Below are 13,593 nucleotides of genomic sequence, written 5' to 3'. Positions count from 1 at the left end.
TGGAAGTGATGACACTATTTTTATACACAATGGATTTCAAGATGCGTCGCGGCAGCAAGCGAGTAACAAATTCGTCGGGAACGAATTTGCCCAGCCAAAAGCTGGCCTCCGGTGAGAGGCAGGAGCCTCTCAGTAATCCTCAGGAGCATAGATAACCGTATGTTTATAAAAACGGTGACCGGGGTGAATGAGCGCAGCCAACAAAGAGGCAACTGGAAAGACGAAGTGTATAGTTGTTATTTTGCTTAAAACCGTATAGGAATACGCAGAATACGAGTAACAGACAGAAAAATGGAAGAAACAAACATATGACCTTCAATGTGACAGAAGCACTTGCTGATTTTACCCGACGCTATGTTGAATTGTGGCAGGAGGAAACCGGATTACCACCAGCGAGTAGTGAATTATATGGTGTACCGTCCCCCTGTATCGAACGTACAGGAGATGAGGTGGTGCACTGGCTTCCGAAGCCTTTTACTCCAGCGGATAAACTCAGTAAGGTAGAAAACGCACTGGATATCTGTTTGCAAAACTCTATTCACGATTATTATGTCACTCAGTTAGCGGGCGACATGTCTGCCAGTTTTGATGGATTGAGCTTCAGCTTGATTCAGGTATGGAGTGAGGATGATTTTGTCCGGTTACAGGAAAATCTGATAGGCCATCTTGTGACGCAAAAGCGCCTGAGACTCTCACCGACGGTATTTATTGGTACAACGGACTCTGACATGGGGCTGATTTCTGTATGTAATCTGACAGGTCAGGTCATACTTGAGCAATTTGGCAGTAAGGAACGAACCGTATTAGCTGCTGATTTAGCCGCTTTCCTTTCTGCTGCCAGCCCTGTGATATCTTCATAGGTGCAGATATCAGTTTACTTTTTTGTAAGACATATCTCACATGTGATGTGAGATATGTCTCTTAATCATCGTATCAATACCTCTGATAAATATTATTTTTATTTTATATCAATAATATGCAAATTATTATCAAGATATCTTTTTGGCGAAATGCTTTTCCTGACAATTCAGGTAGCTTGTTTCAAGCCTCTGAATCGACGATTATTTTGTTGTTCCGCTAGGAATCACAGCGACAAAATTATTAAGGAATTATGTCATCAGGAAGGTGACTCAAGGATGATTCGGTTCGGGCAGGACTGCCAGATACTATCAATATAATGATCTTTTAAGGAATAACAGACAGGGAAGTACTTTGTCAGGGAATGCGCAGGAAGCGACCAATTTAGCCGGATTGCTATAATAATAAATAAGAGGGGAGATTCTGTCTCCCCTCTTATTTTGTTTTGTGGCATTTTATGCTGTCACATATTTTTCGCTGAGATCGAACAGTGATACTCTTACGATTTAATGACGCAATGGCAGTTTCTGCTATTGGGATTACAGTCAGGATAAGATAAGAATCATGAGTATCGAGAAACAAATCCTCCACAAATTACAGCTCATTGAAGCCACGATGAAAATCGTTGGCTTATGGAAGAGTTACCCGCCCAAACCAGAAGCTTTCGAAAGCACAGAGCCTTTCTCTATTGATACGATGGCGGCGGAAGAATGGCTCCAATGGGTATTAATTCCCAGAATGAGTGCACTGATTGAGCAAAAAGCCAGCTTACCAACATCATTTGCAATCGCCCCCTACTTTGAAGAAGTCTATAAAGAAGAGGCAGAACGCTATTTACCGTTGCTTGAGCATTTGCGTGAACTGGACAGCCTGTTTACACCGGATGATCTGGTGGGGAATAGTTGATAATGCTGGATATTATCTATCAGGATGAACACATTGTTGCAGTAAATAAGCCGGCGGGCTGGTTGGTTCATCGTAGCTGGCTGGCGCGTCATGAAACCGTTTTTGTTATGCAGACACTGCGTGACCAGATTGGTCAGCATGTTTTTCCTGTTCATCGGCTGGACAGGCCAACATCCGGCGTTTTGTTGATGGGGCTGTCAAGCGATGTGGCCCGAACACTCTCCCAGCAATTCGAACATCAGCAGGTGCAAAAAACGTATCATGCAGTTGTGCGTGGTTATGTCGAGGGAGAGGAGATTATCGACTACGCATTAATGGAAGAGTTGGATAAAATTGCGGATAAATTCGCTGATACGGACAGGGAAGCGCAATCCGCCATTACTCATTATCGCGCACTGGCAAAAATTGAGTGTCCGGTTGAAATAGGGCGTTATCCGACATCACGTTTCAGTTTATTGGAACTGAAACCCAAAACCGGGCGTAAGCACCAGCTACGACGACATATGTCACATATCCGTCATCCCATTATCGGGGATACCACACACGGGGATTTGCGTCAGAATCGAGGAGTTGCTAAATATTATCAGACAGGCAGATTAATGCTGCATGCAAGCCATCTTCAACTCAGGCATCCGGTAACAGGTCAGGAGTTGTTATTGACCGCCCGTTGGGATTCTTCATGGCAGCATTTGCTTGAACAATTTGGCTGGCAAGGCCTTGTACCGGAACTGGAATGTTCACATCCGGTTGCTTGTGAATTACAGCCGACAGAATAGCCGCCTGAAAAAAATAGACGTTCACCACTTATACCTAATGAATTTCAAATTGCGTCGCGGCGGCAAGGGAACCCGGGAGCATAGATAACTATGTGACTGGGGTGAACGAGCGTAGCCAACAAAGAGGCAGCTTGAAAGACGAAGGGTATACGAATAAAAGCAGTATCAAACAGAATGAAGGGATCATATCTATGGCAAAGATTGGTATTTTCGTTGGTACAGTTTATGGCAATGCATTGGCTGTTGCCGAAGAAGCTCAGCAAATTCTTGAGCAGCAGGGGCATGAGGCTGAAGTATTTGAAGAGGCAACTCTGGAGCAATGGCAGGAATACTTACAGCAGGTAGTACTGGTTGTGACATCTACAACCGGGCAGGGGGATTTGCCTGATAATATCCAGCCGCTGTATGCGGAGTTGAATGATCAACTGGGTTATCAGCCTGATTTACGTTACGGCCTTATTGCGCTGGGCGACAGTAGTTATGACACTTTCTGTGGAGGAGGTCATATCTTTGATGCGCTACTACAAGAGCAAGGTGCTAAACGGATCGGTGAGATCCTGCTGATTGATGCTATCGAGGTAGTTGAGCCGGAAGTTTTTGCTCAGGGCTGGGTTGAGGAGTGGGGAAATTTATTATAGGTGCTCCTTCCGCTCATACCGTTGGTTATACCGCTTATACCCTTTATCTCTTTACTGCCGGAAAAGGGATAAGCGGTGTATAACACAGCTGATATCATTACTTGCGGGTCAGTTTTTCTAAATCTGCTTCTATTTCTGCGATCTTATTGGCAACGACATGCTCAAGGTGACGTAAGTCGTCGAGGATTTTGTGTTTCAAATCCACTTCTGCCTGTTCACGTTTACAAATTTGATCCAGTTCTTCCAGCACATAACGCAGATTGGTGTTGATCTCTTTAACTTCTTTGTAACCTTGCCCTGTATTATCGTCAGAGACAGTTTTGAGCTGGCGTGGGTATTTGAATTTAACGCTTTTGGCAAAGAACTCACCCCTATCTTTGCGAAAATAAATCTTAAGAATGTCGTTATTCGCTTCCTGACGGAGGCTATAGCGATCAATATCTTCAGGATGAGTAATCCCTAAACTCTTCAAGTTATCGTACATAGCGCGTCACCTAGTCACCTAAATGAAATGGGAAATATTAAGAAAACAGCGGATTTATTATCCATTTCGAGTTTGTTGAAAGTCAATCAATAGTGACTATTAAGAAAATATAAAGTTTATGCAATAAGGAAATAATTTTTTAATTTCAATGGATTATGTGTTTTTCTTTTGTGGCAGATAAATTTAACTACATGTATGGTATTTTTTGGTCATGTATTCAAGGCGTTGATCTCCCTCAAACATAATATTTACGTTCAATGAAAGTGCCAATGATTTTGTCATGCATTTTAGGTGACTTTGAATAACCCAATGTTTTACGGTTCAGGTGCTTAATTCGGTGATGAAGAACAACGCCTTAAATACATGACCTAGTGCATGGGGGCTGGCTAAAGCTAATACCCTGACTCTTCAATTAAATATAGGTGGAATTCTAACTGAATTGTTTGGTTTTTATGATAACCAGATATTTATTTAAAATAATATAAATCCTCCATGCAGCCTGCAAAAGCAGGCTTTTCTCTGCCAATCTTGTAAAAAAATTGGCTCATCACACAGAAGAATAAACAGAAAAGCCCTTACATCCCCGCCGGAGTCACTACCAATTGCCCTGCCACGCCACGATCGGCCCATTCTAATATCTGGCTGTAATACATAAACGGATAGTGTTCATAGGATGGCTGCATCATATTGACCAACAGCTCAGTTCTGCCATCCACCCAGACGGTATCTTTCCAGCCATAATCCTGCGGCTCCGGTTGTACCCCGTTGTGCTTGATAACTTTGAATCTGGCACCTTCGATATGAAAAGGCTGTGGAATCGATGCTGTCACTATCCAGCGTTCCCATGCTCCCTGATGGCTGGTCATGTCGGTTCGATTGGGGTTCAGTAATGCCCCATTGATGCCCTGTGTTTCATCCCCTAAAACAATTTGTCGGTTGCGAATTGAAGAATCAATGCCAGTCGTATCGGTCACAAGCTGGGAAGGTAGCTCTTCTGTGACCAGAGGTAACAATCCACCTGATTTAATCGTCAGAACATTTGTTGAACGCAATTTACTGGATGGTTCAAACAGCCCTTTCAGACGATCAATCATGCCGGCAGATTCTCCCGCTGTGATAACAACACTGTCTGCTTTCGACATATCAATCAGCACTTCACGGCGTTCTCCCGGTGCCAGTGAAAGCGTCTGAACTGCCACCGGCGCTGGCAACAATCCCTGATCAGTCGCAATCATATAGAAAGGCCGGCCATCACTGAGCTGTAATTGGAAACGGCGGGCATTGGCAGCATTTAACAGACGTAGCCTGATCCACCCTTTGGCAACTTCGATAAACGGGTTTTCCACCCCGTTAATAACCAGTGTATCCCCAAGGAATCCCTGACTGGCAGAAGCCTTGTCATAGCGGGGCGTACCAAAATTATCCAATCGTTTGTCCTGCAAAATAACCGGAAAATCATCAACACCATAATGTCTGGGTAAAGGCAGGCGATGAGTATTTTCGTCTTCCACCAGCCACATTCCTGCTAATCCTGCATAAACCTGTTCCGCCATTCGGTGTGGTGTATTGGCGTGATACCAACATGTTGCTGCTGGCTGATCAATCGGAATGACCGGAGACCAGTTCCCATGAACAGGGATCAGGCGTGATGCACCACCCATCAGTGTTCCGGGTACCTGTAACCCGCTTACAGTCATTGAAACCGGCTCTGACAGGCGATTACTGTATATCAGTTTAACGTTATCCCCTTTACGGACACGAATAGTCGGCCCCAGATAAAGGCCATTGATACCCGACACTGACGCCTTATTTTCCCCGTCAAAAGACCAGCTGGCTCTCTGAAGAGCTAAAAACAGGGGCTGGCCACCGCGAGATTCCAGTAAGGGGGGAACAGGTAATGCTATTTGTTGGTCTTTATCTGCCTGAACAGCAAAAGGGAGCGCTCCTAAACATACTGCTAAACCAGATGCCTGAATAAATTGGCGCCGACTCAGTGACATATTTTCTCCACAGCAGGAATGAGCTCCACGAAAAGAAAGAATAGCGACCCAAATTGAGTGCTTATCCATATCTAATTGATTTCAAATTATATCGCGGCGGTACTACCCTTTGTCTTCCAAATCATGTCTTTGTTGGACACGCGTTGAAATCCACTGGGTATAGGTATATATCTTATCGATTGCGTTTAATAAAAAACGTTAATTTATCAAAAAGCAATCATATCGCGAACAGGGGATAAATTCTAAAACTATCTTAAATTTATAGTCAGAATTCATCCCCATATCAGAAAGGAGTACTTCGTAAAAATAGCGTGAGTTATTTTTAATTCAATTAACTGCGCTTGTTAAGCTCCTCAACTTCTTTATCCAGCGCTTCAATTTTGGCCTTCATCACCTGATGACAATGTTCAGCCAATTCACGAACCCGCTCTTTTGTATATTTCGTGGTATCAATCGGCGGCAGCATTTCAACAATAACTGTGCCATTATTCCAGCGATTAAGCTTGATTTTGCCATGTGTTGAAGAAGCACAAACCGGTACAATCGGCACTCCGGCCGCAATGGCTGCATGGAAGGCTCCCGTTTTAAACGGCATTAAACCACGACCACGACTGCGGGTACCCTCCGGGAACATCCAGACAGAAACACTGTTCTTTTTAATCTGCTCAACAACCTGTGAAATCGTCCCGTGAGCTTTTGTCCGGTTTTGTCTGTCAATCAGGATATTGCCTGTCAGCCAGTACAACTGACCAAAGAAAGGAATAAACACCAGACTTTTTTTACCAACAGTCACCGTGCGAGGCTGTACAGCGTTTGACATAGTTACCATGTCAAAATTGTTCTGGTGATTACCGATATAGATGCTTGGGCCGACTTGTGGCGCATCTTCAGGAATACGTTCAATAAGTTTGATACCGAATATTGTGTGCAGCTTGCCAAATGCCCGGCCAAAGGTCATCACATGGCGCGGATCACGGGGGCTGAATAGGCAGTAAATCCCGCCGAATATACAGACTAGAAAGGTGAACAGAATAACAATGATCCCACGAATAATGGTTAGCATAGTTTCCTCTTGCAAGGCAGGCCAGTGTTGTACTGGCCTGCTGTCAGGGTTATTTAATTATATAAAACTGAAATTATATTCAGTTCAATTTTGTTTCTATTTCTACACGCTCGACACGCTGTAAGCCACGCGGCAGGGCTGTTCCTTTACGGCCTCTTTCTGCCCGGAATTTCTGCAATTCCTCTGGCTGAAGCTGTAATTTTCGCTTACCGAAATAAAGCGTGATTGAAGATTTTGGCGGCAATACCAGCAACCAGCTCAATATATCTTCTCCGGAAGCCGCCTGCGCCGAGGTAATGGAAACTATTTTATTGCCCTTACCTTTTGACAGTTGCGGGAGATCAGCGACAGGAAACATCAACATGCGTCCCGCTTTGGTGATCGCCAGTAACATATCATCCTGTTCATTGCCGATCTCTAATGGTGACATGACCTTAGCGTTTTGTGGCAACGTAATCAGGGCCTTCCCTGCCCGGTTCTTGGCAATTAATTCACTGAAGGTACAGATGAAGCCATAACCCGCATCGGATGCCATCAGGAGTTTCTGATCTTCTTTCGCCATCAGCAGATGCTCAACGGATGCACCGGCCGGTAATGCCAGTTTACCGGTCAAAGGCTCTCCCTGCCCTCTGGCTGACGGTAAATCCAGAGGATCAATAGAATAACTACGCCCGGTACTATCAATAAAGACTACCGGCTGATTACTCTTACCACGCACAGCATCGCGATAGCTGTCACCAGATTTGTAATTTAAACCCGTAGGATCAATCTCATGCCCTTTCGCGCTACGAACCCAGCCCATTTGAGACATCACAACCGTAATCGGCTCTGATGGCAGAATATCATGATCGCTCATTGCCTTCGCTTCTGAGCGTTCTTTCAGCGGAGAACGACGCTTATCACCATAGTTTTCCGCATCGGCAATAATCTCTTTTTTCAGCAGCGTGTTCAGCTTGCGCTCAGAGCCAAGGATAGCCTGAAGTTTGTCCCGCTCTTTTGCCAGTTCATCCTGCTCACCCCGGATTTTGACTTCTTCCAGTTTTGCCAGATGACGTAGTTTCAGTTCCAGAATCGCTTCTGCCTGTGTTTCGGTTAAACCAAAACGCTGCATCAGCACTGGCTTTGGCTCATCTTCACTACGGATGAGATGGATCACTTCATCAATGTTGAGATAGGCTGCCAGCAAACCTTCCAGAATATGCAGCCGCTTGAGCACTTTTTCAAGACGGTGGTTAAGGCGGTTACGTACCGTTTCACGACGGAATACCAGCCATTCACTGAGAATTTCAACCAGACCTTTAACACTTGGGCGATTGTCGAGACCAATCATGTTGAGGTTAACACGATAGCTCTTTTCCAGATCGGTGGTGACAAACAGGTGGTTCATAACCTGCTCGACATCCACACGGTTAGTCCGGGGCACAATCACCAGACGCGTCGGGTTCTCGTGATCGGATTCATCCCGCAGATCATCAACCATCGGCAACTTCTTCGAGCGCATCTGGCTGGCAATCTGTTCTAATACTTTCGCACCAGAGACCTGATGTGGCAGAGCGGTAATGACAACGTTACCCTCTTCTTTTGACCACACAGCACGCATGCGTATCGAGCCACGACCATTTTTGTAGATCTTACGGATATCTTCTTTCGAAGTAATGATTTCCGCATCTGTCGGGTAATCCGGGCCTTTAACGTGCTCCATAACTTCATCAAGTGAAGACTCTGGTTTATCCAGTATGGAAATCAGCGCATTGGCCACTTCACGTGAGTTATGAGGCGGTATATCCGTTGCCATACCAACAGCAATACCTGTTGTGCCGTTCAGCAGGATATTAGGCAGACGCGCAGGCAGCATTTTCGGCTCCTGCAATGTACCATCAAAGTTTGGCACCCAGTCTACTGTCCCGTGCCCCAGTTCACTCAGCAGCAACTCTGCATACTTTGACAGGCGGGATTCGGTATAACGCATTGCCGCAAAAGATTTCGGATCATCCGGAGCACCCCAGTTTCCCTGACCGTCCACAAGTGGATAACGGTAAGAAAAAGGCTGTGCCATCAGCACCATCGCTTCGTAACAGGCACCATCACCATGTGGATGATATTTACCCAGTACATCACCGACAGTACGAGCAGATTTTTTGAATTTTGCACTGCTACTCAGCCCAAGCTCTGACATCGCGTAGACGATGCGACGCTGCACGGGTTTTAATCCATCACCGATAAAAGGCAGCGCCCTGTCCATGATGACGTACATGGAATAATTCAGATAGGCGTTTTCAGTGAATGTGTGGAGCGGCTGACGTTCCACTCCATCGTGAGTTATTTCACTCATGTATTAATTTCCTCAAAACCCGTCATCTTTCAAGTTGCCGCTTTAGTTGGCCGCTATGTATCTTGAAATCTACCGGGTTTAAATTTCAATTCAATTGCTATACTTCAATATCAATGGAATCACCCTTTTCTTGCAGCCAATTACGGCGGTCTTCCGAGCGTTTCTTCGCCAGAAGCATATCCATAACGGAAAGGGTTTCCTGATAATTTTCATCATTGATAGTCAATTGCACCAGACGGCGAGTATTGGGGTCTAGCGTAGTTTCACGCAACTGCATCGGGTTCATTTCACCCAACCCTTTGAAGCGCTGAACATTTGGTTTACCACGCTTACGGCTCAGACGGTCAAGTACCGCACTCTTTTCACCTTCATCCAGTGCATAGTGAACTTCTTTACCAAGGTCAATGCGATACAGTGGTGGCATCGCCATATAAACGTGACCACGTTTGACCAGCGTCGGGAAATGGCGGACAAACAAGGCGCACAGCAACGTTGCAATGTGCAGGCCATCGGAATCCGCATCGGCCAGAATACAGATTTTACCGTAACGCAGCTGGCTGAGATCTTCACTGTCAGGATCGATACCGATTGCAACCGAAATATCATGTACTTCCTGCGAAGCCAATACCTCATCTGAAGAGACTTCCCATGTATTCAGTATCTTACCGCGCAGAGGCATAATGGCCTGAAATTCGCGGTCACGGGCCTGTTTGGCAGATCCACCAGCAGAATCCCCTTCCACCAGAAACAGTTCAGTAACATTGAGATCCTGTGAGGTACAGTCAGCCAGTTTCCCCGGTAATGCCGGGCCGTTGGTCAGCTTCTTACGTACCACTTTCTTGGCCGCGCGCATGCGGCGCTGAGCGCTGGCAATAGCCATTTCAGCCAATTGCTCTGCTTCCTGAATATGCTGATTCAGCCACAGGCTGAATGCATCTTTGACAACACCGGAAACGAAAGCCGCAGACTGGCGCGATGATAGACGTTCTTTAGTCTGCCCGGCAAATTGTGGATCCTGCATTTTGAGGGATAATACATAAGCACAGCGATCCCAGATATCGTCAGCAGAAAGTTTGACGCCACGAGGCAAAATGTTGCGGAATTCACAGAACTCACGCATTGCATCCAGCAACCCCTGACGCAACCCATTGACGTGGGTACCGCCTTGTATCGTCGGGATCAGGTTAACATAGCTTTCCGCCAGTAATTCACCGCCTTCCGGCAGCCAGAGCAGCGCCCAGTCCACTGCTTCAGTTTCGCCACTGAGGGCACCGACAAACGGGGCCTGAGGTAATGTCACCAGCCCATTAACCGCTTCCAGCAAATAGTCAGTCAGCCCGTCGGCATAACACCATTTTTGCTCGGTTCCGGCCAGTTTATCCTTAAAGATAATTTCAACGCCGGGGCACAGCACCGCTTTTGCTTTCAGCAAATGGGCCAGACGTGAGGTCGAAAAACGGGGGATATCGAAATAGCTTTCATCCGGCCAGAAATGCACACTGGTTCCGGTGTTACGTTTTCCGCAACTGCCTATAACAGCCAGTTCCTGTACTTTATCGCCATTTTCGAAGGCGATCTGATGAACCTGACTATCGCGACGAACGGTCACTTCGACCCGTTTGGACAGGGCATTAACGACCGAAATACCAACCCCGTGCAAGCCTCCGGAGAACTGGTAGTTTTTATTGGAAAATTTACCACCCGCATGCAGGCGGGTCAGGATCAATTCAACTGCTGATACTTTTTCTTCAGGATGGATATCAACCGGCATACCACGGCCATCATCTATCACTTCCAGAGACTGATCGCTGTGGAGAATCACTTGAATATGCTTCGCGTGACCAGCTAGCGCTTCGTCCACACTATTATCGATCACTTCCTGTGCCAGATGGTTCGGGCGGGCGGTGTCGGTATACATTCCTGGGCGGCGACGAACTGGCTCCAGGCCACTGAGGACTTCAATGGCCTCTGCGTTATAACTAGATTGAGTCATGTTGTAATTCTGTCGGTTGCTTCATGATTAAAGGGCCAATCAGTATTGATTACCCTACGTATTCCGGAACGCCATCAGAACGGCGTTAACCCGGAATCCATTGGATAGATACTGTTGATAATACCAGTCGCTTACCTATTTTTGGCAATTTTTTTACTATTGCCGCTGGCTAGCCCCAAGAAGTCAATGATTTGAGGAAAATAGTATTCGAAACCAATAAATGCATGATTTCCACCAGACTCGACGGTTTGTCTGCACTGCATCAGGTAGGCAACCGCCTGACGGTAGTCCAGCACTTCGTCCCCGGTTTGCTGCAATAACCAGATAAGATCCGGTGATTCCAGCGGGTCAATATGCATTACTTTGAGGTCATGAATGTGGCTTTCTTCAAGAGTATACCGCTCTTCGGTATAAGGATTCACGTTTTCCCCAAGATAATCCTGAAGAAGATCGAATGGACGAACCGCAGGATTGACGACTACGGCTGGCAGGCCAAAGCATTGTGAAAGCCAGATGGCCAGATAACCTCCTAATGAGGAACCAACCAAACCAATGTGTTCCCCTGAGCGGCTCATCACTATTTCTTCCAGTAAGGCTGCCGTATCTTCGGGATAAGGAGGCAATTGTGGCACCAGCATCTCTATTTCAGGGTGCTGCTGGTGCAACCATGTCTTCAGCGCAGTTGCTTTTGCTGATTGGGATGAACTGTTAAAACCATGTAGGTAAAGTAACGTTGACATTAATACCCGTCCGAATCTAAATCCGGGCAGAATTCATTACTCCTGAGCCTATAAAGCTGCGTTTGCAGTTCTGCTTCTCCGCCACCAGTCACAGGCAATTCAAGGTAACGCCAACCCGGAGCCACTGTATCAAGCATAAAATTAGTACAATGTGGCTTAAATTGCACACAGGTTGATGGTGTTGCTATCACACGAATACCATTCCACATTACATCCAGCTCTTGGTGGATATGCCCGCACAGTATTGTTTTCACCTGCGATTTACTCTTCAGGCATTCTGCCAGTGCAGGAGCATTGCGCAGACTGTGCTGATCCAGCCATGTACAGCCTGATGGTACAGGATGATGATGAAGCATGATAATCGCCTGACGATCACTGTGTTCATCCAGACATTTACTCATCCATTCCAGCTGGTATTCCGTTAATTCGCCGTGGGGAACACCCTGAACCTGACTATCCAGCATGATAAGCTGCCAGTGCTGGCCAATAAATATTTGCTTGGAAGGTGAAATCCCTGCCGCTGCCAGTACATCAACCATAGCAGGCTGATAATCGTGATTACCGGGTAACCAGACACAAGGGGCGGGCAAACGGGCAATGCCTTCAACAAAATTCTGATAGGCACCGGGAGTCTGATCCTGAACTAAATCGCCGGTCGCAACGACCAAATCAATATCAATATTCTGCTCAAGGATCGCATCCAACACAGCATGATAACTGCGGTAGGTATTGATACCCAGCAGTGAGCCACCTTTATTGGCAAAAAGGTGCATGTCAGTGATTTGCAATATTCTTGCTGTGGCACCTTTCGCCACAGGTATTTCAAGCAGGCTTTCCAAATGGTTTCCTTTTCCTGTCGGTCATAGAGGGTCATTCTAACGTGTCTTTATACATAAGATCTGCTGACTGGGGCACACTTCACGTTTCCCAACACAAATTGCAACTTATATTTCCAGCCACTCTTTTTTCAGTTTTTCATGGTGCAATGCCAGCCACTGTATTGCAATAACGGAAGCCGCATTATCAATAATTCCCTCTTCAACCCATTGATAAGCCTGCTCTCTGCTGACAACCAGTACCCGGATATCTTCATTTTCCCCTTCCAGACCATGAATACCTGAGGCAGTAGAAGAGTTGACTTCTCCTACAAAAATACTCATGCGCTCTGTTGTTCCTCCGGGGCTTGCAAGGTAACTCAATGCCGGCTGACAACGTTTAACTTCAATCCCCGCTTCTTCTATCGCTTCACGGCGGACAACCTGCTCAACATCTTCCCCTTCTTCAATCATGCCAGCAATCACTTCCAGCAACCACGGTGTCTGGCTGGTTTCTATCGCCGGAATGCGGATCTGTTCAATCAGGACAACTTCATCACGCACCGGATCATAAGGCAACAAAACGCCGGCATGGCCCCGTTCAAATACTTCACGCTTAATATTCCCGCTCCATCCTCCACGAAACAGACGGTGTCTGAATTGATATTCCGTCATTTTGAAAAAACCGTGATAGAGTGTTTTTCGGGAAATAACTTCAACATCTTGTTTCGAAAACGTAAATGGTTTTTCTGAATCTATCGATTTTGTAGAAATAAGCGGTGAGGTAAGATCTTCGCGCATAAAAGCTCCTGTTTGTTATCTTTTAATTCTCTACTATTAAAATGTATTTTTTCACATTGTTCTAAGTAAATTGATTTTGAAGATACAAACACACTAGAAAATAAGGCAATATGGCACAAACAGCCACCTTATACTGCAAGTATTCTCTGCTAGAATCTGTGATATTGTTTTTATGCAGAGGCAACTT

The 13,593-nt window shown here is 45.9% G+C and carries 12 protein-coding genes and 1 pseudogene; 4 read left to right on the top strand and 9 right to left on the bottom strand.

The window, feature by feature from the left end:
* Window positions 1-308: 308 nt before the first annotated feature.
* The 4 genes from syd to AACS90_RS01800 all read left to right on the top strand — a co-directional run bounded on the left by syd (window position 309) and on the right by AACS90_RS01800 (window position 3,178).
* The gene (syd, locus tag AACS90_RS01815; protein ID WP_099120118.1) at window positions 309-860 is read left to right on the top strand and encodes a SecY-interacting protein; all 552 of its coding nucleotides are present in this window, start codon (window positions 309-311) and stop codon (window positions 858-860) included.
* 562 nt (window positions 861-1,422) lie between these two features.
* A complete protein-coding gene (locus AACS90_RS01810) occupies window positions 1,423-1,764 on the top strand; it encodes a YqcC family protein (RefSeq protein ID WP_099120117.1) in 342 nt (113 codons plus the stop codon).
* Window positions 1,765-1,766: 2 nt separating this feature from the next.
* A complete protein-coding gene (truC, locus tag AACS90_RS01805) occupies window positions 1,767-2,540 on the top strand; it encodes a tRNA pseudouridine(65) synthase TruC (RefSeq protein WP_099108921.1) in 774 nt (257 codons plus the stop codon).
* Window positions 2,541-2,731: 191 nt separating this feature from the next.
* Complete coding sequence (locus AACS90_RS01800; protein ID WP_099120116.1) at window positions 2,732-3,178, top strand: flavodoxin; 447 nt, start codon at window positions 2,732-2,734, stop codon at window positions 3,176-3,178.
* A 97-nt stretch (window positions 3,179-3,275) separates the two neighbouring features.
* On the opposite strand, the gene AACS90_RS01795 is transcribed toward AACS90_RS01800, so the two are convergent.
* The 9 genes and pseudogenes from AACS90_RS01795 to nudF form a co-directional block, all read right to left on the bottom strand.
* Entirely contained in the window at window positions 3,276-3,662 is a 387-nt protein-coding gene (locus AACS90_RS01795; RefSeq protein WP_099108919.1) for a DUF3461 family protein, read from the bottom strand.
* A gap of 235 nt (window positions 3,663-3,897) precedes the next feature.
* Window positions 3,898-4,002, bottom strand: a pseudogene (locus tag AACS90_RS01790) (IS1 family transposase); the annotation flags it as partial.
* A 235-nt stretch (window positions 4,003-4,237) separates the two neighbouring features.
* Window positions 4,238-5,662, bottom strand: a complete 1,425-nt coding sequence (gene ftsP, locus AACS90_RS01785; RefSeq protein WP_099120115.1) for a cell division protein FtsP — start codon at window positions 5,660-5,662, stop codon at window positions 4,238-4,240.
* A gap of 331 nt (window positions 5,663-5,993) precedes the next feature.
* Window positions 5,994-6,725, bottom strand: a complete 732-nt coding sequence (locus tag AACS90_RS01780; protein WP_099120114.1) for a 1-acylglycerol-3-phosphate O-acyltransferase — start codon at window positions 6,723-6,725, stop codon at window positions 5,994-5,996.
* A 79-nt stretch (window positions 6,726-6,804) separates the two neighbouring features.
* Window positions 6,805-9,057 (bottom strand): DNA topoisomerase IV subunit A, encoded by a 2,253-nt coding sequence (gene parC, locus AACS90_RS01775; protein ID WP_099120113.1) that lies wholly within the window; start codon window positions 9,055-9,057, stop codon window positions 6,805-6,807.
* Between the two features lie 97 nt (window positions 9,058-9,154).
* The gene (gene parE, locus AACS90_RS01770; RefSeq protein ID WP_099120112.1) at window positions 9,155-11,050 is read right to left on the bottom strand and encodes a DNA topoisomerase IV subunit B; all 1,896 of its coding nucleotides are present in this window, start codon (window positions 11,048-11,050) and stop codon (window positions 9,155-9,157) included.
* Window positions 11,051-11,181: 131 nt separating this feature from the next.
* Window positions 11,182-11,790, bottom strand: a complete 609-nt coding sequence (yqiA, locus tag AACS90_RS01765; RefSeq protein WP_099108978.1) for an esterase YqiA — start codon at window positions 11,788-11,790, stop codon at window positions 11,182-11,184.
* The gene (gene cpdA / locus AACS90_RS01760; protein ID WP_099120111.1) at window positions 11,790-12,629 is read right to left on the bottom strand and encodes a 3',5'-cyclic-AMP phosphodiesterase; all 840 of its coding nucleotides are present in this window, start codon (window positions 12,627-12,629) and stop codon (window positions 11,790-11,792) included. Before cpdA ends, yqiA begins: the two co-directional genes overlap by 1 nt.
* A 105-nt stretch (window positions 12,630-12,734) precedes the next feature.
* The gene (gene nudF, locus AACS90_RS01755) at window positions 12,735-13,406 is read right to left on the bottom strand and encodes an ADP-ribose diphosphatase (protein ID WP_099120110.1); all 672 of its coding nucleotides are present in this window, start codon (window positions 13,404-13,406) and stop codon (window positions 12,735-12,737) included.
* Window positions 13,407-13,593: the final 187 nt, after the last annotated feature.

This window comes from Xenorhabdus sp. KK7.4 (assembly GCF_963876465.1).
GTDB classification, from domain to species: domain Bacteria; phylum Pseudomonadota; class Gammaproteobacteria; order Enterobacterales; family Enterobacteriaceae; genus Xenorhabdus; species Xenorhabdus stockiae.
This window is presented reverse-complemented; position numbering and strand designations above follow the sequence as displayed.